Source organism: Arthrobacter zhangbolii (genome assembly GCF_022869865.1).
Lineage (GTDB): Bacteria > Actinomycetota > Actinomycetes > Actinomycetales > Micrococcaceae > Arthrobacter_B > Arthrobacter_B zhangbolii.
Genome location: NZ_CP094984.1, coordinates 664909 through 686390, shown reverse-complemented (window position 1 = coordinate 686390; position 21482 = coordinate 664909). Strand labels below are relative to the sequence as shown.

General features: G+C 65.9%; 20 protein-coding genes. 12 read left to right on the top strand and 8 right to left on the bottom strand.

Features of this window, described 5'->3' with window-relative positions:
• Positions 1-13: 13 nt before the first annotated feature.
• Complete coding sequence (locus MUK71_RS03240) at positions 14-1450, top strand: DUF2252 domain-containing protein (protein ID WP_227929171.1); 1437 nt, start codon at positions 14-16, stop codon at positions 1448-1450.
• 74 nt (positions 1451-1524) lie between these two features.
• Here MUK71_RS03240 and MUK71_RS03235 read toward each other — a convergent pair whose 3' ends face one another.
• Together MUK71_RS03235 and MUK71_RS03230 are read right to left on the bottom strand one after the other, a co-directional pair.
• Positions 1525-2928, bottom strand: coding sequence for a GntP family permease (locus tag MUK71_RS03235; RefSeq protein ID WP_227905551.1), 1404 nt, complete (start codon positions 2926-2928; stop codon positions 1525-1527).
• Positions 2929-2971: 43 nt separating this feature from the next.
• Positions 2972-3493, bottom strand: coding sequence for a gluconokinase (locus tag MUK71_RS03230; protein WP_227905553.1), 522 nt, complete (start codon positions 3491-3493; stop codon positions 2972-2974).
• Between the two features lie 151 nt (positions 3494-3644).
• On the opposite strand from MUK71_RS03230, the gene MUK71_RS03225 reads away from it, so the two are divergent.
• The 3 genes from MUK71_RS03225 to MUK71_RS03215 all read left to right on the top strand — a co-directional run bounded on the left by MUK71_RS03225 (position 3645) and on the right by MUK71_RS03215 (position 8869).
• The gene (locus MUK71_RS03225; protein ID WP_227929172.1) at positions 3645-4457 is read left to right on the top strand and encodes a sulfite exporter TauE/SafE family protein; all 813 of its coding nucleotides are present in this window, start codon (positions 3645-3647) and stop codon (positions 4455-4457) included.
• A gap of 143 nt (positions 4458-4600) precedes the next feature.
• A complete protein-coding gene (locus tag MUK71_RS03220; RefSeq protein ID WP_227929173.1) occupies positions 4601-7933 on the top strand; it encodes a DEAD/DEAH box helicase in 3333 nt (1110 codons plus the stop codon).
• 483 nt (positions 7934-8416) lie between these two features.
• Positions 8417-8869, top strand: a complete 453-nt coding sequence (locus MUK71_RS03215; RefSeq protein ID WP_227905560.1) for a MarR family winged helix-turn-helix transcriptional regulator — start codon at positions 8417-8419, stop codon at positions 8867-8869.
• A gap of 33 nt (positions 8870-8902) precedes the next feature.
• Here MUK71_RS03215 and MUK71_RS03210 read toward each other — a convergent pair whose 3' ends face one another.
• On the bottom strand, positions 8903-9820 hold the full coding sequence (locus MUK71_RS03210) for an NAD(P)-dependent oxidoreductase (RefSeq protein WP_227905561.1): 918 nt from the start codon (positions 9818-9820) through the stop codon (positions 8903-8905).
• A gap of 96 nt (positions 9821-9916) precedes the next feature.
• A complete protein-coding gene (locus MUK71_RS03205) occupies positions 9917-10561 on the bottom strand; it encodes an FMN reductase (RefSeq protein WP_227929174.1) in 645 nt (214 codons plus the stop codon).
• A gap of 281 nt (positions 10562-10842) precedes the next feature.
• On the opposite strand from MUK71_RS03205, the gene MUK71_RS03200 reads away from it, so the two are divergent.
• Positions 10843-11373 (top strand): hypothetical protein, encoded by a 531-nt coding sequence (locus MUK71_RS03200; protein WP_227905564.1) that lies wholly within the window; start codon positions 10843-10845, stop codon positions 11371-11373.
• Positions 11374-11466: 93 nt separating this feature from the next.
• Here MUK71_RS03200 and MUK71_RS03195 read toward each other — a convergent pair whose 3' ends face one another.
• Complete coding sequence (locus MUK71_RS03195) at positions 11467-13155, bottom strand: FAD-binding dehydrogenase (RefSeq protein ID WP_227905565.1); 1689 nt, start codon at positions 13153-13155, stop codon at positions 11467-11469.
• 197 nt (positions 13156-13352) lie between these two features.
• On the opposite strand from MUK71_RS03195, the gene MUK71_RS03190 reads away from it, so the two are divergent.
• Positions 13353-13514 carry a hypothetical protein gene (locus MUK71_RS03190; RefSeq protein ID WP_227905566.1) on the top strand — a complete coding sequence of 54 codons (162 nt, stop codon included), beginning with the start codon at positions 13353-13355 and terminating at the stop codon, positions 13512-13514.
• A gap of 156 nt (positions 13515-13670) precedes the next feature.
• On the opposite strand, the gene MUK71_RS03185 is transcribed toward MUK71_RS03190, so the two are convergent.
• Positions 13671-13907 (bottom strand): YegP family protein, encoded by a 237-nt coding sequence (locus MUK71_RS03185; protein ID WP_227905567.1) that lies wholly within the window; start codon positions 13905-13907, stop codon positions 13671-13673.
• 125 nt (positions 13908-14032) lie between these two features.
• On the opposite strand from MUK71_RS03185, the gene MUK71_RS03180 reads away from it, so the two are divergent.
• From MUK71_RS03180 to MUK71_RS03170, 3 genes are read left to right on the top strand one after another with little or no spacing between them, the layout of a single operon-like run.
• The gene (locus MUK71_RS03180) at positions 14033-14536 is read left to right on the top strand and encodes a very short patch repair endonuclease (RefSeq protein WP_227905576.1); all 504 of its coding nucleotides are present in this window, start codon (positions 14033-14035) and stop codon (positions 14534-14536) included.
• A complete protein-coding gene (locus MUK71_RS03175; protein ID WP_227929175.1) occupies positions 14533-15225 on the top strand; it encodes an HAD family hydrolase in 693 nt (230 codons plus the stop codon). The genes MUK71_RS03180 and MUK71_RS03175 overlap by 4 nt, the downstream gene beginning before the upstream one ends.
• A gap of 36 nt (positions 15226-15261) precedes the next feature.
• Positions 15262-15486 (top strand): hypothetical protein, encoded by a 225-nt coding sequence (locus MUK71_RS03170; RefSeq protein WP_227905580.1) that lies wholly within the window; start codon positions 15262-15264, stop codon positions 15484-15486.
• A gap of 64 nt (positions 15487-15550) precedes the next feature.
• On the opposite strand, the gene MUK71_RS03165 is transcribed toward MUK71_RS03170, so the two are convergent.
• Positions 15551-18052: a Tex family protein gene (locus tag MUK71_RS03165; protein ID WP_227905582.1), complete on the bottom strand. Its 2502-nt coding sequence runs from the start codon at positions 18050-18052 to the stop codon at positions 15551-15553.
• A 53-nt stretch (positions 18053-18105) separates the two neighbouring features.
• Complete coding sequence (locus tag MUK71_RS03160; RefSeq protein WP_227905584.1) at positions 18106-18399, bottom strand: DUF503 domain-containing protein; 294 nt, start codon at positions 18397-18399, stop codon at positions 18106-18108.
• Positions 18400-18478: 79 nt separating this feature from the next.
• On the opposite strand from MUK71_RS03160, the gene MUK71_RS03155 reads away from it, so the two are divergent.
• From MUK71_RS03155 to MUK71_RS03145, 3 genes are read left to right on the top strand one after another with little or no spacing between them, the layout of a single operon-like run.
• Positions 18479-18967: a DUF2243 domain-containing protein gene (locus MUK71_RS03155; protein ID WP_227929176.1), complete on the top strand. Its 489-nt coding sequence runs from the start codon at positions 18479-18481 to the stop codon at positions 18965-18967.
• Positions 18960-19742 carry a cytochrome c oxidase assembly protein gene (locus MUK71_RS03150; RefSeq protein ID WP_227905589.1) on the top strand — a complete coding sequence of 261 codons (783 nt, stop codon included), beginning with the start codon at positions 18960-18962 and terminating at the stop codon, positions 19740-19742. Before MUK71_RS03155 ends, MUK71_RS03150 begins: the two co-directional genes overlap by 8 nt.
• Before the next feature lie 53 nt (positions 19743-19795).
• The gene (locus MUK71_RS03145) at positions 19796-21457 is read left to right on the top strand and encodes a RecQ family ATP-dependent DNA helicase (protein WP_227929177.1); all 1662 of its coding nucleotides are present in this window, start codon (positions 19796-19798) and stop codon (positions 21455-21457) included.
• Positions 21458-21482 lie beyond the last annotated feature (25 nt).

The window sequence follows — 21482 nt, the reverse complement described above, 5'->3', positions numbered from 1 at the left end:
GAGGCCGCGGACCATGGGAAGCACCCAAACCACCCGTCCCACTGTCGCGGAGCGGGCGGCAGCAGGCAAGGACCTCCGACAATCGACTTCCGTTTCCGCCCATCAGGGGTGGGGGCCTGCATCGGGCCGCCCGGACCCGGTGACGCTCATCGAGGCACAAAACCGCACCCGCGATCCGGATCTGGTGCCGGTGCGGCACGGCCGGATGCTCGCTTCGCCGTTCACCTTCTACCGCGGCACGGCCAAGGTCATGGCCGCCGATCTCAGGGATATGCCGCGCGCGGGCCTGACGGTCCAGCTGTGCGGGGACGCGCACCTGTCCAATTTCGGGGTCTTCGCCTCACCGGAACGGGCGCTGATGTTCGACCTGAACGATTTCGACGAGACACTTCCGGGTCCGTTTGAATATGACGTTCTGCGGCTGGCCGCGAGTTTCACCATCGCAGCCCGGAACAACGGCTTCTCCACGGAAGAGACCCGGACGGTCACCGGGGCCGCGGTTCGGTCCTATCGGGAAGCAATGCAGGACTTCGCGCACATGGACACCATGGACATTTGGTACGCCCATCTGGCGGAGCAGGACGTTGCGGAAACCATCCGGCGCGCAGCGGAGTCCGGCAAGGGCAAGGCAGACAAGAAGGCCGCCAAACACGTCAAAAGGACGGCCAAGGAGACAGCCCGGAAGGCCCGTTCCCGGGACAGCCTGCATGCACTGTCAAAGCTGGCCGAAGAGGTAGACGGGTCATACCGGATTCTTAGCCGGCCGCCCATCATCGTTCCCCTGAGGGAGCTCGAAGTTTCATGGGGGTTGACGGCCGAGGAAATGGAAACAGCCATCCGGGACCAGCTCCGGTCCTACCGGGCCAGCCTGCAGGAAGATCGGCGCCAGCTCCTTGAGCGCTTCGAGGTGGTCGACGTCGCCCGCAAGGCGGTGGGAGTCGGCAGCGTGGGTACCCGGAGCTTCATCGTGTTGTTGCAGGGCCGCGATGCCGGTGATCCGCTGTTCCTGCAGGTCAAGGAAGCCACCCGCTCCGTCCTGGAGGACCACCTCCCCAAAAGCAAGTACCGGCAGCCGGGCGCCCGGGTGGTGCAGGGCCAACGCATAATCCAGGCGGCAAGCGATATTTTCCTGGGCTGGACCAGGGGCGTACAGGACAACCGCTACCTCTACTGGCGCCAGCTGAGGGATATGAAGGGTTCCATAGCCGTTGAGGCGATGAAGCCCTACGGTATGGAGCTTTATGCCCGGATCTGCGGTTGGACCCTGGCGCGGGCGCATGCCCGGTCCGGGGACCCCGTTGCGATTTCCGCTTATTTGGGCAAAAGCGATAAGTTCGACAACTCGGTGGCCGGCTTCTGCGAACGGTACGCCGACCAAAACGAGCAGGATTACTCCGCTTTCGCTGCGGCAGTGCGCTCGGGCCGGCTGCGTGCGGTTGAAGGGGTGTAGCACCGATCCTGGCTCCGCTGAACGAAAAGGGCGGACGGGCCTTCCGGCCTGTCCGCCCTTTGCATGTCCTGCGGTTAGAACCCGGAGGCCACCAGGTAGATCACCAGCGCGAAGGCGAAGCCGACGACGCCGATCAGCGCCTGGCCCACGGTCCACGTCTTCAGCGTGGTCTTGGTATCCATCTGGAAGAAGCGGCTGACCAGCCAGAAGCCTGAGTCATTGACGTGTCCTGCGAAGACCGATCCGCCCGCCAGTGCCAGCACAATGGCCACCACCTGCACGGCATTGAAGTCGGGGCTGTCCATCACCACGGGCTGGACCAGCGCCGCGGCGGTGGTCAGCGCCACTGTGGCCGAGCCCTGCGCCAGCCGCACAATGGCGGCGATCAGGAAGCCGGCCACAATGACCGGAAGTCCGATGGCGTCCAGCGATTCGGCAATGGCGTTGCCGATTCCGGAGGCGCGCAGCACCCCGCCGAACATTCCGCCGGCACCGGTGATCAGGATGATGGAGCAGACCGGGCCCAGGGCGCTGTCCACCACCGTTTCAATGAGGGTTCCTTTTTTGCCCTGGCGGCGGCCCAGCAGCCACATGGCAAGGAACACCGTGATCAGCAGGGCCACGGGGGTTTCGCCCAGGGTCCGCAGGATCTGCACCCAGCCGTCCTCCAGGGAGACCACTTCGGCAGTGGCCAGCATGTTCAGGCCGGTGTTCAGGAAGATCAGGAAGAAGGGAAGCATCAGCAGGGTCACGATGGTGCCCAGCTTCGGAGCGGACCGGAACTCGGATTCCGCCGAGCCGGTGGGTGCGTCCAGGATGGACGGGACCGGGAGGACAAACTTCTTGCCCAGGAAGGTGCCGAACAGGTAACCGGCCAGGTACCAGGTGGGAATGGCAACCAGCAGGCCGAAGATCAGGACGAGCCCGACGTCGGCGCCCAGCAGGCCCGTGGCAGCCACGGGGCCGGGGTGCGGCGGCACAAAAACGTGCATCACGGAGAACGCGGCGGCAGCCGGGAAACCGTAGGTCAGCAGTGAGCCGCCCATCCGGCGGGCAACGGTGAAGATGATCGGCAGCATGACCACCAGGCCGGCGTCAAAGAAGATCGGGAAGCCGAACATCAGCGACGCGATGGACAGGGCCAGCGAGGCCCGCTTCTGGCCGAACTTGTTGATCAGCGCGTTGGTGAGGACCTCGGCACCGCCGGAGACCTCGAGCATCCGCCCGAGCATGGCGCCCAGGCCCACCAGCAGGGCAACGCTGCCCAGCGTGGAGCCGAACCCGGACGTTAGTGTGGGCACAATTCCCGAGGCCGGGATTCCGGTGGCGACGGCGGTCAGCAGGCTGACCGTGATCAGTGACAGGAAGGCATGAATGCGGAACTTCATGATCATCACCAGCAGCAGCGCAATGGCGGCCACGGCGATGAGGAGCAGGCCGGGAGTACTCAACGTCCAGTTGAGCTCTAGATCGGTCATCGTTGTCCTATCTGGATAAAACGGTTGGTTAGGGGGAGGGAAGTCAGCGGCTGGTGAGCGCGGTTGCCACGACGGCGGCAATTTCCTCGGGCGTGAGGTTGATGTCCACCGGGATGCCTGCTTCATCAGCTTCCAGCGGTTCCAGTGTTTCGAACTGGGAATCGAGCAGCGCAGGAGGCATGTATTCGTGGTTCCGGTGCGAGAGGCGTTCGGCGATCAGGCCGCGGTTCCCGGCAAGGTGCACAAACCGCGTCCGGGGCGCGAAGGAGCGGATCAGGTCCCGGTACCGGCGTTTCAGGGCCGAGCAGGCGATGACGGTGGATTGTCCGCGGCTGAGTCCCTCGGCCAGGGCGGTACCGATGGCTGCCAGCCAGGGTTCGCGGTCAGCGTCCGTCAGCGGGTGGCCGGAGGCCATCTTTGCCTTGTTACTGAGCGGATGCAGATCATCCCCGTCGATGAAGGGCAGGGACAGCGCTTCTGCAATGGCGCGTCCGGAGGTGGATTTCCCACACCCCTGCACCCCCATCACGATCAGCGGGGGAACACCCGGGTTTGCCGACGACATGACAATAGACTCCTCAGACGCGTCATTACATCTGACTTGTGTGACCGAAGCGACAATAAATCAGATTTATCTTCCCAAAAGATAGCACGACTGAATGGCCGGCGACGGCGCCGCCTAGTCTGCGGGCTCCCCCGGTGCGAGCGTGGAGTCCATGAGTGTGGTCGGAGTGGCAGTTGCCCTCGTCGTCGGCGCCGTGGTGGGCCTGACCGGGGCGGGCGGTGCCATCATTGCCGTACCGGCGCTCGTATACCTGGTGGGCCTGGACCCGGAGGATGCCGTTCCCACCTCGCTGATTGTGGTGGGACTGTCGTCGCTGGCGGGCCTGCTCCCCCGCCGGCATGTTGGCATCAACTGGCGCCTGGTGGCCGTTCTTGGTGCGGCGGGGATTCCTGCATCATGGGCCGGCGCCGCCGTTGCTGAACGCCTGGATCCGGACGTCCTGATGCTGTTCTTCGCCGGGATGATGGTGCTTGCCGCCGTCCGAATGCTGCTGGCCAGCCGCGTCGGGGCGGCGGCGCGGACCGCCCGCCCTCCGGGGGAAAGCCCGGCGGGAGAAAGCCCGGAAGCGGCCATCCGCGGGATGCTCGTCCGCGGGCTCACCGTCGGCCTGGTGGTCGGTTTCCTCACCGGGATGCTGGGGGTCGGCGGCGGTTTCCTGCTCATTCCAGCCCTCACGCTGATTCTGCGGGTGGGTATGCAGCAGGCGGTGGGAATCTCGCTGGCGGTAATCGCCATCAACTCGGCTTCGGGGTTTGCCGCCCATCTGCCGGGCCTGACCATGGACTGGGCATTGACGTTGTCCTTTGCCGCCGTGGCGGTCATCGCTTCCCTGGCAGCGGGGCGCTTGTCCCGGCGGCTGAATGAGCGAGTAGTCAGCCGCGCGTTCGCAGTGCTGATTCTGCTGGTGGCTGCCTGGGTGGCCGCCTCCAGCCTGCCGTCCGTCATCTCCGGGCGGGCCCTCTGAACAATGCAGAAGACTTAGCACGCAGATCACGCCATTGTGATCCGCGTTACCCACCATCCTAGGCATGGCCCCCCGGTGGTCACCAAATCCGCCCGCCGGAGCCGGCCGCATAAACGGTCGGTGCTGCGTGAGACGATAAAACCATGCCTGAAACCCCTCCGCTCGTCGACGTCACCGACGTCATCCGCGTGGTGGGCGGCTCCGCGTTCCAGCGCGGACAGACCTACTCGCGGGGCGGGGCCGTGGAGTCCCTGGAATGGGATCCGGCCGGTGAAGTGCTGCGCGCGCAGGTCCGCGGCAGCGCGGCGGCACCCTACCGGACCCTGCTGCAGCTGAGTGCCAAACGGCAGGGCGACTACCGGCTGCTGGACAACCACTGCAGCTGTCCCCTGGGCTTTGACTGCAAGCACGTGGCAGCGGCGGCCCTGCAGAGCAATGCCGAGCATCTGCGCGCCCGGCAGGAGCTCTCCGCCCCGGTATCAAGGCCCACGGTGCCGGCCTGGCAGCAGTCCCTGCAGACCCTGATTGATGCGGACCTGGCGGATGGCACCAAGGCCGTGGAAACCACCCCCCTGGCCCTCCAGTTTGAACTGCGCAATATCGTGGCTGCGGCCACCCGGTGGGGCGCGCCCACCCCGCGCAGCCAGCACCGGGCCACTCCCTTCCGCCTGGGGGTCCGCCCTGTGGTGCGCAATACCAAGGGCAACTGGGTGAAGAACAACCTGGCCTGGAGCAACATCAGCTACCAGACATACGGGCTGCGGCTGGATCCGGACCAGCACCGCTGGTTCTCCCAGTTCCCGGCACTGCACCGCTCCAACGGGGTGAGCTATTTCGGGCAAAACGACTCCTGGCTGTACCTGGACGATTTCGCCAATCCGCTGCTCTGGCAGCTGCTGGAGGAAGCCAGCCGCCTGGGTATCCCGTTTGTCGGCAGCAAAAAAGACGCCCAGGTCCGCGTAGGGAAACTCGCCACCCTCTCACTGGACGTCCGCGCCGCCGGCGTGGAAACCCCGGCGCCCCTGCAGCTGTTGCCGACGCTGGAAATCGACGGCAGCGTGGTCCCCGTGGAGGATGCCGGCATTATTGGCAGTCACGGCATTTACCTGCGTTCCCCGCAGAACACCATCACCCTGGCACCGACTGCCAAAACCCTTACGGAACAGGACAAGGGCCTGCTGCTGCAGGGCGCTCCGGTGATGGTGCCCCGGGCGGACGCCGGGGTGTTCCTCGAAAAGTTCTATCCGCGGCTGCGCCAGGTGCTGCCGGTGACCAGCAGCGACGAATCGGTCGAGTTCCCGGAAATCTCCCCGCCCGTCCTGGTCCTCACCGCCGCCTTCGGCGCCGAGGATCAGCTGGCCCTGCGCTGGGAGTGGGAATACCGCCACGGCAGCACCGTGACCCGGCTGCCGCTGACGGGCAGGTCCCCCGGCACGTCCGACGACGCCGACACCTCCTACCGGGACGTTCCCGCCGAAGGTGCGCTGCTGGCCGCAGCTGGAAAGGCGCTGTCCGCCGTGCCGCGGAACCGGACACTGCACGGCATTGAGGCCGCCGAGTTCACTGAGCACCTGCTGCCGGTGCTGGAGGGGACCGAAGGCCTGCGGGTGGAAATACAGGGCGAGCGGCCCGACTACCGCGAACTGCTTGAAGCACCCAAGCTGAAGATCACCACGGTGGAAACCGAACGCCGCGACTGGTTCGATCTGGCGGTGATGGTCACGGTAGAGGGCCGTCTGGTCCCGTTTGCTGACATCTTCAAGGCCATCGCCCAGGGCAAGACCAAGCTGCTGCTGGTGGACCGCACCTACCTGTCACTGGACCGTCCGGAGTTTGAGCACCTCCATGCCCTGATCAATGAGGCGCAGGGGCTGCAGGAGTGGGACACCGGGGAACTGAGCATCAGCCGGTACCAGGCCGGGCTGTGGTCCGAGCTGGAGGAGCTGGCGGAGGAAACCGAGGAAGCCGTTGCCTGGCGGGAATCGGTCTCCGCCCTGCTGGACCTGGAATCCGTAGAGCCGGTGCCGCTGCCGGCCGGGCTGCAGGCCAACCTCCGGCCGTACCAGCACGAGGGGTACAACTGGCTGGCTTTCCTTTGGGACCACGGGCTTGGCGGCATCCTCGCCGATGACATGGGCCTGGGTAAAACCCTGCAGACGCTGGCCCTGCTGGCCCACGCCCGCGAAAAGCAGGCCGGCCAGGACCGAAACCCCGGGCAGTCCCCCGGCGCCCCGGAGCCCCGGCCTTTCCTGGTGGTGGCCCCCACGTCCGTGGTGCCGAACTGGGGATCCGAAGCGGCCCGCTTCACTCCCGGCCTCAAGGTAGTGACCATCGGAGACACCACAGCCAAGTCCAAGGTGCCGCTGGCCGAAGTGGTGGCCGGCGCCGACGTCGTCATTACCTCCTACGCCGTGTTCCGGCTGGACTTCGCCTCCTATCGGAAACTGGACTGGGACGGGCTGATCCTGGACGAGGCCCAGTTTGTGAAAAACCGGGTAACCCGCGTGCATCAGTGCGCCCGCGACCTGCCGGCTCCCTTCAAACTGGCCATCACCGGCACCCCGATGGAAAACAACCTGATGGAGCTCTGGGGGCTCTTTGCCATTGTGGCGCCGGGGCTGTTCCCCTCCGCCCGGAAGTTTGCCGATGAGTACCAGCGGCCGATCGAGCGCGGCGACAGCCCGGACCTGCTTGCCCGGCTGCGCCGGCGTATCCGGCCCCTGCTGATGCGCCGGACCAAGGAAGCCGTGGCCAAGGACCTGCCGGAGAAACAGGAACAGGTCCTGGAAGTGGAGCTGCACCCCAAGCACCGCAAAATCTATGAAACGCATCTGCAGCGGGAACGCCAAAAGCTGATGGGCCTGATCCAGGATATGGACCGCAACCGGATGATCGTGTTCCGGTCCCTGACGTTGCTGCGCATGCTCAGCCTCGACGCCTCCCTGGTCGAGGAAGAACACGAGGGCGTGCCCTCGGCCAAACTCGACGTCCTCTTTGAACAGCTGGAGGACATCACCGCCGAGGGCCACCGGGCACTGATCTTCAGCCAGTTCACCTCCTTCCTGAAAAAGGCAGCGGACCGGCTGGACGAGCAGGGCATCAAGTATGCCTACCTGGACGGCTCCACCCGCAACCGTGCGGAGGTGATTGCCTCCTTCAAGGACGGCGTGGTGCCTGTATTCCTGATCAGCCTGAAGGCCGGCGGCTTCGGCCTGAACCTGACCGAGGCGGACTACGTCTTCCTGCTGGACCCGTGGTGGAACCCCGCAGCGGAATCCCAGGCCGTGGACCGCACGCACCGGATCGGGCAGAAGAACAACGTGATGGTCTACCGCATGGTGGCCCGGGACACCATCGAAGAGAAGGTCATGGCGCTGAAGGAACAGAAGGCCAAACTCTTCAGTTCCGTCATGGACGACGACGCCGTCTTCAGTTCCGCCCTGACCGCTGAGGACATCCGGGCACTGCTGCAATAACTGCCGCGTGAAATAGGGCACGCCACCGGTCCGTGAAGCCCGTGGAACAGCGGCTTCCGCGCACCCCCGCTTTTTCTACGGAGTGTAGAAAAAGCTACCGTGGAACTAGGCCTGTTGGCTGCCCTGCGGCTCCGGGCCCCGGTACCACGTGGCAAGGAAAGGTAATGAGCGTCCGGGAATCTACCCTGACCCGACCGGTGGAAGCACCGCCGAGGGATGAAGATGATCTGGTGCACGTGTTCTGCACCCCGTGTAAACAGCAGGCTTTGCGCCGCGCCCGCCGGCCCGTGCCGTATTGCGGCAAGCACATGCCAAACCGTCCGCTGCGCGATGACACCGGACAGCTCCCCGTCTGTATTGTCTGCATGGAACTGGCCAGGTCCGCACCCTGTCCGCGCTGCGGTACGCGGGCGCGGCTGGACTAGGCGCAATGCCGAAGGCCCAAGGGTTCCCGGCAGGGTGTTTGATTTGTACAGTGGAGTGATGGCGACTCAGGAGCGGCCCATTGGATTCTGGCTCAAACTCGTAGACCAGCTGGTTGATGACCAGTTCGGTGCCAGCTTTGAGGAGCATGGGGTTACCCGCCGGCAATGGCAGATGATGAACCTCCTGGTGGAGGGCCCTGCCTCACAGAAACAGCTGGCGGACGGGCTGCGGCCGTTTTTCCCCGCGGTGGAAACCGGTACCTCCGAGGAGCTCATTGAGGAACTGCGCGAATCGGGGTGGGTGGCCCTGGACGCGGAGCAGTATCAGCTCACCGATCTGGGCCGGCGCAGCCTGGAAAACCTCCGCGGGGCAGTGGACCGCATCCGCGGCCTGATGACCGAAGAGATTACCGAAGAAGAATATGCCGCCCTGCTGACGGTGCTGCAGCGGATGGCGCGCAATCTCGGATGGGACGGCGACGTCGCCTCCGGACCGGCCGTGGATACCTAAACCCGGGCCGGGGAGGGGCCCGCCTGCATGGGCTCAGTAGCCTGCCTGCGCGTCCACCAAACCTTCCAGCGGCGCTCCGACCGCCAGATTGTGCACGTTGTTCCGCACCCGCCGGGCAAAGTGCGGCCGGATCATGTCCTGTGTTTCACCGCTGTGCGGGGTTATCAGCGCCCTGGGCTCGGACCACAGCGGGTGGCCGTCCGGCAGGGGCTGCGGATCGGTGACATCCAGGGCCGCTCCGGCCAGGCGGTCCTGGGCCAGGGCGGCGACCAGCGCATCCGTATCCACCAACGGGCCGCGGGCAATGTTGATCAGGAATGCCTCGGGAGGAAGCAGTGCCAGGCGCCGTGCATCGATCAGATGCTTCGTGGCAGCCGTCATGGGTGCTGCCAGAATCAGGACCTCCGTGCCGGGCAGCACGCCGTCCAACCCGGCGTCGGTGACGGTTCTTTCCGCCCCCGGCACGGGCCGGTCATGGGCACGCACCATGGTGACGTGGTCGGTGAAGGCTGAGACCAGGCGCAGGATCTCCCGACCCACTCCCCCGGCTCCGACAACGGTTACATTCTTCCCGTGCAGTGAAACGCCCTGCGGACTCCCCCAGGACCGTGCCCGTGCAAAGGTGTCCACCGAGCGAAGTACTGCCAGGGTCAATGCCAGGGCGAATTCACCCACCGGCTGCGCAAAGGCGCCTTTGCCACTGGTCCATTGGCGGTCCGGGGTGCGCAGGATCAGGTCCTCATATGCGTCCACACCTGCCAGCGGCAGTTGGATCCAGCTCAGGTGCGGATACTGCAGCAGTACGGTTTCCAGCGCATCCCGGGAGAGGCCGCCTGTAAGGATCAGTCCGAGAGTGCTCGGGGAAAGCGGTTCAACCACGCCCCCGCCGGCGTGCACCGCCTGAAGCGCGTAGTCACTGGCCTGAGGCAGGATTGCAACGCTCGGTTCCATGAACGGTCCCCGTTCGAAGTGAGCTGGCAGTCCCAAAAGTATAGGGTCCGCGGGTCCGGCCGGGCAGGGTCCCGGCCGGATTGGCCCCCGCGGACGCTACTTGCGCTGCGTCTGGGCCAGCAGCTCTTCGAACGGCAGTGACGTTTCAGCAAGCTTCTGCGGCGCCGCGCCCGCCCGCGGCCGTGGAGCGGGAGCATCCCCCATCAGGGCAACCAGCTCGCCGGCAGCACGGCGGACCCGCTGATCCAGGGAACCGGTGCCGGTTTCGCCTTCTCCCCAGTCGCCGGGAGCAGCGTAAACAGCGGTGGGGGCCGTCCGTGCGCGCAGGTAGCTGAACATGGGGCGCATGGAATAGTCCAGCACCATGGAATGGCGGGCACTTCCGCCGGTGGCGCCGATCAGTACGGGCTTGCCGTCAAGGGACGAATTATCGATGACGTCAAAGAAGGATTTGAACAGGCCGCTCATGGAGGCGGTGAAGACCGGAGAGACGGCAATCAGGGCATCGGCGGCAACCAGCTCGTTGATGGCCGCTTCCAATCGCGGAGGCGCATAGCCGGTGACCATGGAGTTGGCAATGTCCACGGCGTATTCCCGCAGCTCGAAGGTGCTGACAGATGCGCTCAGTCCGCCGGCTTCGATTTCCATCCGCGCTGCCGCTGCCAGAGCATCGGCCAGCATCCGCGAGGACGAGGGAACGCCCAGCCCGCCCGAAACCACCACTAGCCTGCGATCAGTCATCCGATTCTCCTTTTCATGCGTTTGCATACAGTGGGGAACGGCCGCGGACACACCCTTTATTCCCGCTCTTTCCGCACCCGGCAGCCAGCACCACCGCGTGACCTGCCCGCACATCCTCCATTCGGTGGAGCCCGGTTTCGGAAGCCGGGCAAAAACCCCGGGAATATCCACCGTTATGGGGACCCATTGGGGCTTTGACTTGGCTAGGCTGGGCAGGACATCGTTTGGGTCTTCACTGATAGTCATTCATTATTCGTGTGAAACAAAAGGGGAAAATTACTATGAGCACGCCTAATTACAACTACGGCGCGTACAGCGGCGGAGAATCCGCCCCTGTAGCCAACGAGCCGCAGCGGCCCTCGGCCGTGGAGCGCGGCTTCTGGCTGCTGATCGCCTCGGCTGTTGCGAGCCTCATCGGTCTGGTTCTGTCCGTGGCTACCCTGACCTCCGATGCAGGCCGCGCTGAACTGGCACGCGCCAGCGGCCTGACCGGCTCCGATGTGGATACGGCCGTCACCATTGGCCTGGTCACAGCAGTCGTTATCGGCGTGATCAGCCTTGCCGTCAACGTCCTGTTCGCTGTGTTCGCCCGTAAGGGACACAACTGGGCCCGGATCGTCATGGCCGTTTTCGCCGGTCTGTCCCTCACCAGCCTGATCGGGGTCAACGGTTCACCGGCCGGCATCCTCAGCCTGGTCTCCATCCTGCTGCTTATTGCCGGCGTGGTCATGCTGTTCATGGGCCCGGCCAGCGCCTACTACAACCAGATGAAGGAATACCGGCAGGCCCGGAAGATGGGATACGCGGGCTAGTCCCTTCAACTCCCGCACCGGCCGGGACGGCATCCATGAGGCTGCTGTCCCGGCCGGGCGTCTTTAAGCGGCGCCTCTATGTTTGTGCGGTGCCTATGTTTGTGCGGTGCCCTGCCCGGCCGCGGCTCGGCCGGCTGCACGGCCGCTGAAGAGGCATCCGCCCAGGAACGTGCCTTCCAGGGACCGGTAGCCGTGCATACCGCCGCCGCCGAATCCCGCTGCCTCGCCTGCGGCGAAGAGCCCCGGCACCGGAGCGCCGTCGTCGCCCAGGACCCGTGACTGCAGGTCAGTTTCCAATCCGCCGAGGGTTTTGCGGGTCAGCACCGAAAGGCGGACGGCAATCAGTGGTCCTGCCTTGGGGTCCAGAATCCGGTGCGGGGCGGCCGTGCGGATAAGCCGGTCGCCGAGGTACGTGCGGGCACCCCGGATTGCGGTGACTTGGGAATCCTTGCTGAACGGATTGAGGATTTCGCGGTCCCGGGCCTCAAGCTCACTGCGGACCGCGTCAACGGACAGCTCGGGGACCTGCCCCTGCGCCGAAGATCCTTTGGCCAGCACATTCATTCCGGCCACGAGTTCCTCCACGGAATCGGCCGTCAGGAAATCCTCACCGTGGTCCAGGAAGGCCTGCACGGGTGCCGGTACGCCCGCGGTGGCCCGCCGAAGCACGTCCCGTACCGATTTGCCGGTGAGGTCGGGGTTCTGCTCGGACCCGGAGAGGGCAAACTCCTTGCGGATGATCGACTTGTTGAGGATGAACCAGCTGTAGTCATGCCCGCTGCGGCGCAGATGTTCCAGCGTGCCGAGGGTATCGAAACCGGGGAAGAGCGGAACCGGCAGCCGGTTGCCGGCCGCGTCCAGCCAAAGGGAAGACGGCCCGGGCAGGATCCGGATCCCGTGGTTCTTCCATACCGGGTCCCAGTTCCGGATGCCTTCCACGTAATGCCACATCCGGTCCGGGTTGATTACCCGCCCGCCGGCCGTCTGTGCAATCCCGATTCCGCGGCCGTCCACGTGTTCAGGCACGCCGCTGAGCATGTTCTTTGGTGCCGGTCCCATCCGTTGCGGCCAGGCCGCCCGCACCGCGTCATGGTCTCCGCCGATGCCGCCGGTAGTCAGGATCACCGCAGAAGCAGTGAATTCGAAGTCGCCGGTAACCGTCCGCGACGAGGCCGTGCCGCGCGGCGTCGTCGTGGGTTCCAGCACGCTGCCGCGCACTCCGGTCACGGCCCCGTTGGTCAGGACCAGCTCATCCAGCCGGTGGCGGAAGGCCAGGCGGACCAGGCCGCGTTCGACGCCGTCGCGCACCTTCGCTTCAAAGGGTGCGGTGATCCCGGGGCCGGTACCCCAGGTGATGTGGAAACGCGGCACGGAGTTGCCCGGACCGTTGGCGCCGTACCCGCCGCGCTCCGCCCAGCCCACCACCGGGAAAAGGCGGTGTCCCATCTGCTGCAGCCAGGCCCGTTTCTCCCCGGCGGCGAAATGCACGTACGCCTCGGCCCAGCGGCGCGGCCAGTAATCCTCTTCCCGGTCAAAGCCGGCCGTGCCAAGCCAGTCCTGCCAGGCCAGTTCCACGGAATCCCTGACCCGGAGCCGGCGCTGTTCCGGTGAATCCACCAGGAACAACCCGCCGAAGGACCACCATGCCTGGCCGCCGAGGCTCTGCTGACCCTCCTGTTCCACCAGGATCACGGTTTGTCCGGCCGCCACCAGCTCGGCGGTGGCCACCAGGCCGGCGAGGCCTGCTCCTACAACAATGACATCTGCGTCTTTGGGCTGCATCCGGCTCACGCTACCGGCAGTCTGCGGTACAGGCCAGCAGTTTGTGAGGGAGTGTCTGATCGCCCTGCCCCGCACTTAGCGCAGCCGCCCGGCGGGACGGGACGGGTTGAACCGTCCGGGGTTCCCACACCGGGCCAAGTCCCTAAACTGGAACGAAGGCCGCTCCACAGGAGAACCGGCGTCCGCCGGTGCCGGCCATGAGCGAAGTGGAGAATCCCATGAGCGAGCAGGGCAGCGAGGAAAAGGACTCCGGCCGGACGCATCCGCAGCAGCCTGCGGAGGGCAACGGCAAGGATGAGGAAAACGAGGCGCAGGTCCACCCTCAGGAACCCGCTGAGGGCGGCCAGGACCAGACCTAGGCACCGGGAACCCGGCGTCAGGTGACGCGGCAGCTCCCGGAGACGTAGAACAGGCCCCGTCCCCACCTAAAACGGTGGGCACGGGGCCTGTTCCGTAGTGCGGAGGTGCTGTGTTGCTGAAAATGCCGTGTTACTGGTGCTCTACATACTTCCGGTTTAGTTGGCAGCCGCCCGTGGCGCAGAGCTGTTGGCTGCCCCCAACACGTCTGCGTCCTTGCTCTGGTCAACCACGGGGCCGGTGCCGGCAATCTCGCGCAGCTGCTCGATTCCCGCCGCCGCATCCTGCTTGGTGTCGAAGGTGGTGGACACTGCCATCAGCGTCCCGTCACCGGAAATGAGCTTGATCCGGTAACTTCCCTCGTGGGCGTCCACCAGCTTGAAGTAGCCCGACATCACTTACCTCCTTGTAAGGGTTTATCAGTGACTTCAATAGTAAGCGACCTTATGGCTTTGGAAATCCCCTCCAGCCAATCCGGGTAGCGCGAAACCCAATCGTGACCTTTTCCTAGACTGGGACCATGGCCGATATCCTCACTCCCGAGCAGCGCAGCCGGAACATGTCCCGCATCCGGGGCAAGGACACCAAACCGGAGCTTTTGGTCCGCCGCCTCCTGCATGCCGCCGGATATCGGTTCCGGTTGCACGGAAGCTACGGTCCCGCCCGTCTGCCAGGGAAGCCGGACCTGGTGTTCGCCGGCCGCCGGAAGGTCCTGTTCATCAACGGCTGTTTCTGGCATGTCCACTCCTGCCGGGCCGGGCAGCATGCTCCGCAAACCAACAGCGCGTTCTGGTCCGCAAAACGAGACCGCACGGTGGAACGGGATGCCGCTGCCCGGGCCGTCCTTGAGGCGGCGGGCTGGGAGGTTTTGGTGGTGTGGGAATGTGAGCTCAAGGAACTGAGCGTGGTGGAACGGCAGCTTCGCGCCTTCCTGGGCCCGCCGGGACGGGCAGGGTTCCCGGCCCCGGCACTAGACTCGAGAGCAGGCACAGGCACTACGGATAACGAAGGCGGCAAGCTATGAGCAGTTCCGGCAACGGCAAGCGCGGGGTCCTTTTCGATGTGGATGGCACCCTTGTGGATTCCAATTATCTGCACGCGGTCTGCTGGTGGCAGGCATTCCGCCGGATGGAACATGACGTTCCCATGTCTGCCATCCACCGCGGCATTGGCATGGGCGGGGACAAACTCGTGGAACACCTCCTTGGCGAGGACCGCAACAAGGAGGAGGACGAAAAGCTCGACAGCACCCACGGCGCCATCTTCTCTACCTGGTGGCCTTCGCTGCGCGCGTTCGACGGCGCCGGGGACCTGCTTAAGGCCTGCGCCGGCAAGGACCTGACCGTGGTGCTGGCCTCCTCTGCTTCGGAGGCTGAGCTCGGGTTCCTGCGCACCGTGATCGACGCCGATTCGGCCATCAGCGGCGCCACCAGCTCCGGCGATGCCGACGCCAGCAAACCCTCCCCTGACATTTTGGAGGCGGCACTGGAATCGGGCGGACTGGACGCAGCAGACACCGTTTTTGTGGGCGACTCCGTCTGGGACGTGAAAGCGGCAAGCAAGCTCTCCATTCCCACCATCGGACTGACCTGCGGCGGTACCAGCGAAGCCGAACTGCGCGAGGCCGGTGCCGAAGAGGTCTACGAGGATCCGCGCGCATTGCTGGCGGCCTTGGACAGCAGCCTGCTGGGCACACTGATCAGCCGCAACTGATTTTCCAGAAGAAGCAAGCATCACCGAGAGGACACCGTGACTACTGAACCCACCGGACCAGCCAACGACGCCGAGGACCCGCTGGGTCCGAGCGCACCTCAGCCCGGCCCCACCGGAGAACCCCGTAGGCCGGGAAGCTCTTCGCACTCGGCCGGGAACATCCGCGAGGACCAGGGCACCCATGCCGCGGGCACCGTACCTGCCTCACCGGATCAGGCGGACGAAGCCGAAGCGGCCGATCGGCCCGGCAACCCCGACTAGCTCTTCCGCACGCACACCGGGCGCAGTCCTGTGCCGGGCACCGCTCCTTGAGCCCGGCACCGCCCTATTTCAGGAGCCCGGCAGCCCGCATGGCGTCGGCCATGGCACCGGTGGGAACCGTGGTCTGTGGTCCGCCCCTGCCAGCCTTCGCGGCGGGGGTGGACGCGGACGACGACGGCGCCCCGGTTTTGGCCGGCTTGCTGTCGCCTCCCCGGGCAGGCTTCCCCACGCCCGCCTTGGCCGGCGGCTTCGCAGCCTCGGGCCGGGCCTGCCGAACGGATCGCTTGGTTCCGGCACTTCCGGCCGGTGCTGCCGGCGACGGCAGACGCCGAGGCCTGCCGCCCGCGGGTCCCTCGGCGTCGTCGTCGAGCCGGAGCGTCAGCGAAATGCGTTTGCGCTCCGGATCCGCCTCCAGCACTTTGACCTTGACCACCTGCCCGGATTTCACCACTTCGCGGGGATCGGAGATAAAGCTGGTGGACATGGCGGAGATGTGCACCAGGCCGTCCTGATGCACTCCCACGTCCACGAAGGCACCAAAGGCCGCAACATTGGTGACCACACCGTCCAGGATCATCCCCGGACGCAGGTCCGAGATCTTTTCAATGCCCTCCGAGAACGTTGCCGTTTCAAAGGCCGGGCGTGGGTCGCGGCCGGGTTTGCGCAGCTCAGCCAGAATATCCAGGACCGTGGGCAGGCCAACGGTACCGTCCACAAAAGCTGCCGGATCAACCCCGTCCAGGGTGGCACCTGCCGCACTCATGGTGGCCCCGGCCGCGGCCAGGACCTTCCGCGCCGTGGGGTAGGACTCCGGGTGCACGCTGGTCCCGTCCAACGGTTCGCTCCCGCCGGTGACGCGCAGGAAGCCGGCGCACTGTTCAAAGGCCTTGGCACCCAGCCGGGGCACCTTCACCAGGTCCCGGCGCCGGGTGAACGGGCCGTTGGCGTTGCGGTACGCCACAATGTTCTCGCTGAGCAGCGGGCCGACGCCGGCCACCCGGGTCAGGAGCGCGGGTGAGGCGGTGTTCAGGTCCACGCCCACGGCATTAACGCAGTCTTCAATCACCGCGTCCAGGGACCGCTCGAGTTTGGCCGGTGTGACGTCGTGCTGGTACTGCCCCACACCAATGGATTTCGGATCAATCTTGACCAGTTCTGCCAGCGGGTCCTGGAGCCTGCGGGCAATGGACACCGCCCCGCGCAGCGACACGTCCATGCCCGGCAGCTCAGCGGAAGCCAGTGCCGAGGCTGAGTACACGGATGCCCCCGCCTCGGACACCACCAATTTCCGCACCTGCGTGCCTGCCGGCAGCATCCGGATCAGTTCGGCGGCCAGCTTGTCCGTCTCGCGGGACGCGGTGCCGTTGCCAATGGCAATAAGTTCGACGCCGTGCTGCCGGACCAGTCCGGCAAGCGTCGCCAGAGCCTCGTCCCAGCGCCGCGCCGGAGCGTGCGGATACACGGTGTCCGTGGCCACCACCTGGCCGGTGCCGTCCACCACCGCCACTTTGACGCCGGTCCGCAGTCCGGGGTCGAGCCCCAGGGTGGCCCGGTTGCCCGCCGGGGCAGCCAGCAGGACATCGCGCAGGTTGGCCGCGAACACCCGTACGGCCTCAGCCTCCGCGTCAGTGAACAGGCGGACCCGCAGGTCCACGGAAAGTTTGGCCAGGATCCGGCGCCAGGCCAACTGCACGGTTTGCGCCAGCCACGCGTCCGCCGGACGTCCCCGGTCCGCCACGCCCAGCCGCGCGGCTACGGACCGTTCATAGCGGGCCCGGGCCTTGGCGAGGGCCTCGGCGTCGGCCGGGTCTCCTTCACTCAGGCTCAGTTCCAGGATTCCTTCCTTCTCGCCCCGAAACAGTGCCAGTACCCGGTGTGAGGGCATCCCCGACGGTGACTGGGAAAAGTCGTAGTAGTCGGTGAACTTGCGCCCTTCGGTTTCCTTGCCCGGGCGGACCTGCGAGCGCATCCGGCCCTGCCGCCAGAGCTTCTCCCGCTGCTCGGTCAGCAGGTCCGCGTCCTGGGAGACGCGCTCAATGAGGATGGCCCGGGCACCGGCGAGCGCCTCGGCGGCATCAGGGACCCCGTCGCCCAAATAGGCCGCGGCTTCCTTCTCCGGGGAGCGCCGCGGGTCGGCCAGCAGGGCATCGGCCAGCGGCTCCAACCCGGCTTCCCGTGCGGTCTGGGCCTTGGTCCGCCGCTTGCTGCGGTACGGAAGGTAAATGTCTTCGAGGCGGGACTTGGTGTCGGCGGCGAGGACGGCGGCACGCAGTTCGGGGGTCAGTTTCCCCTGCGCTTCCACGGCCGCCAGGATGACCCGGCGGCGGTCCTGCAGTTCGCGCAGATACCGCAGCCGCTCATCGAGCTCGCGCAGCTGGGCGTCATCCAAGGTGCCGGTGACTTCCTTGCGGTACCTGGCAATAAAGGGAACGGTGGCCCCGCCGTCGAGCAGTTCAACTGCGGCACGGACCTGCCAGGGCGCCACCCCCAATTCGGCAGCCAGCTGGGCAATGACCTCGGCATCGGGAGCGGAAGGGGCGGGGGCGGGTGCTGCGCTAAGACTCACCCGCCCAATTGTTCCCCATTGCCTCCACCGTGGCGAGGTCAGGCGGAGGTCGGCTAGTCCTCTGCCGTGAATAGCCGGCGCCGGGTGCTCAGCAGCTGGACTTCCGGCCGGGCAGCGACCAGCCGTTCGGCGGCGTCGAGCACATCCACCACATGCGTGCGGTCCGCGGCCACCACGCCCACGCCGATGGCAGCCCTGCGATGCAGGTCCAGTGACCCGACCTCTGCTGCGGAAACATCGAACTTCCGCCGCAGCTCGGCGAGGATGGGCCGGACGAGCGAGCGTTTGCCCTTCAGCGAGTGCACGTCCCCCAGCAGCAGGTCTACTTCCAGCGCGCCGATCCACATCCCTCCATCCTTGCTGCCGGGATGGACCTTGTCACTGGCGGACCTGCGGGTGCGCGGGGCCCGGTGTTATGTTCGAAACATGGCTTCTCCGCTTCCTCCATCACGGTCCCCCCGGCGGCGCAACCTCCTTTCCGGAGCCCTTTTCGGCATCGGGGTGGCTGCTTTCGTGGACGAGGTGGTTTTTCACCAGTTACTGCAGTGGCACCACTTTTATGACCGGTCCACTACTGCAGCGGGGCTGTTTTCGGACGGCCTGTTCCACGCCTTCGGCTGGTTCGCCGTGGTGGCCGGGCTGTTCCTGTTCGCGGATCTGCGCCGCTGGCACGAGGTCATCCTGCAGCGCTGGGCCGGCGGGGTTCTGCTGGGCGCCGGAGCCTTCCAGCTGTATGACGGGACGGTGCAGCACAAGCTCATGGGGCTGCACCAGATCCGCTACGAGGTGGACCTGCTGGTGTATGACACGGTGTGGAACGCGGTGGCCGTGCTGCTGATGCTCTCCGGAGCCGTGCTGCTGTGGCGTACCCGTGCTGCGGTTCCCCCGGCCGCGGACGCCAGGACCGATGCATAGCCACGGTGAGGGCGGATTCCCGGCGGAGTCGCTTTTCTTCATTCCCGCCGTAGTGGCGCTGGTGGCGTACTGGGCCGGAGCGCTCTCGCCCCGGTCCGGAAGCTGGCCCTGGCACCGCACGGTGTTCTTCACCCTGGGGGTAGCCGCAGTGCTGGCGACCGTGCTGAATCCCCTGGCCGAACTCTCACATACCGATTTCGCCGTGCTGAGCTTCTCCCACCTGTTGGCCGGTATGGTTTCGCCGCTGCTCCTGGTCCTCTCGCGCCCCTTCACCCTGGCCCTGCGGACTCTCGATGTTTATCCCGCACGCCGGCTCTCCCGATTGCTGCGAAGCGGGTTTGTACGCTTCCTCGGCAATCCCGTCACCGCCGCCGTCCTGAATACCGGGGGCATGATCCTGATGTTCCGCACCGGGCTGCTGGATGCCATGCAGGACTCCATGCCGGTGCACTGGCTGGTCACCTTCCATCTGCTGGCCGCCGGGTACCTCTTCACCGCCTCGATCATTGGCCGGGACCCGTCACCGCACCGGGCCGGATACCGGTTGCGTGCCGTGGTCCTGATCCTCTCCATTGCCGCCCACAACATCCTGGCCAAAGGCATCTACGCTGACCCGCCGCCGGGCATTGAGCCGGCAGCCGCGGAGCAGGGCGCCCTGGTGATGTACTACGGCGGGGCCGCCGTCGAAATCGTGCTGATTGTGCTGCTCTGCCGGCAGTGGTACCAATGGTCCCGGCCGCGCAGCCGAATCGCATCCGGAACCCGTCATCAGTAAGCTGATTACTTCATGCCGGCAGGAGCCGGCCCGGTACGCCTGAAGGATCATGAATGAATATCACGCGGGAAGACCTGATCAGGACGGCGTCGGAGATCTTCGGCTGGGACACCCCGCGCGAAGGACAATTGGAGGCCATGGCCGCCGTTGCACAGGGCAGGGACGTCCTCTGTGTGATGCCAACCGGACACGGTAAATCCGCCGTGTACCAGGTGCCCGCCTTCACCCTGCCGGGCATCGCCGTCGTCATTTCGCCGCTGATTGCACTCCAGCGCGACCAGGCAGACGGGATCAACGCGGCCGCCGGCGCCACCCGCGCCTACGTCCTGAATTCCAGCCAGCCCCAAAGCAGCATTGATGCCGCCTGGGCTGCCGCCGAAGACCGGAATGAGGACACCAGGGCCAAGTTCCTCTTCCTTGCACCCGAACAGCTGGCCCGCCAGGAGGTCTCGGACCGGCTCAAAGGCCTGGATGTTTCCATCCTCGTGATTGACGAGGCGCACTGCGTCTCAACCTGGGGCCATGACTTCCGGCCGGACTACCTTCAGCTCGGCGGGCTGGCGCAGGCGCTGGGCCGGCCCGTCGTGGCGCTGACGGCCACCGCCGCTCCCCCGGTCCGGGCCGAGATCGCCGAGGTACTCCAGCTCAAGGACCCGTTCCTGATTGCCCAGGGGTTCGACCGGCCCAATCTGCACCTGGCCGTCCATATGCACGTTGAAGCCGAGGACAAGCGCCGCGCAGTGATGCAGAGCGTCACGGAACTCACCCATCCCGGGCTGGTCTACGTGGCAACCCGCAAGGAAACGGAGCAATACGCGGCGGACCTGGCCATGGCGGGCCTGCGCACGGCGCCCTATCACTCCGGCCGGCCCGCCGGAGAACGCAAAGAGGTCCACCAGCAGTTCCTTGATGACCAGCTGGACGTGGTGGTAGCCACTACCGCCTTCGGCATGGGGATCGATAAACCCAATGTCCGCTACGTGGTGCACGCCGGTATCCCGGATTCCATTGACAGCTACTACCAGGAGATCGGCCGCGGCGGGCGGGACGGTCTGCCGTCGGCCGCCGTACTGCACTACCGCCCGGAGGACCTGGGGCTGCGCCGCTTCTTCGCCAGCAAACGCCCCGATGAGGGTTCCCTGCGCCAGCTGCTGGCGGCACTGCGCGCCGAACGAGGCCCGATCAAGCAGGCGCAGCTCGCGCAGAAGCTGGGCGTCAGCGGCAGAAGGCTCTCCGGCCTGCTGAACCTGCTGCAGGAAGCCGGCGCCGTAAGCATGTCCAAACGCGGCTACAAGGCACGTAAAATGGCACCCAATGATGCGGTGGCCGCCGCCATGGACTACGCCGAACGCCGCGAGAACATTGACCAGTCCCGGGTGGACATGGCCCGCCAGTATGCCGAGACCTCCGGCTGCCGCCGCCAGTTCCTGCTTGGCTATTTCGGCGAGGAACTGCCCGAACCGTGTGGCAACTGCGACAACTGCGACAGGGCTGCCGCCGAAGGTGCGGCCGTGGAGGACGCAGCGCCGAGCACCGGGGAAATGGAGGATCCTTTCCCGCTCCAGTCCGCCGTGACGCACGCCGAGTGGGGACCCGGCGTCGTGATGAGCTACGAGAATGACACGGTAACGGTTCTCTTCGAATCCACGGGATACAAAACATTGTCCGTGGAACTGGTGGTGGAAAAAGGCCTGCTGGAGCCGCTAAACCGGTAGCCTCGGGCAACCGTCAGGGGACACC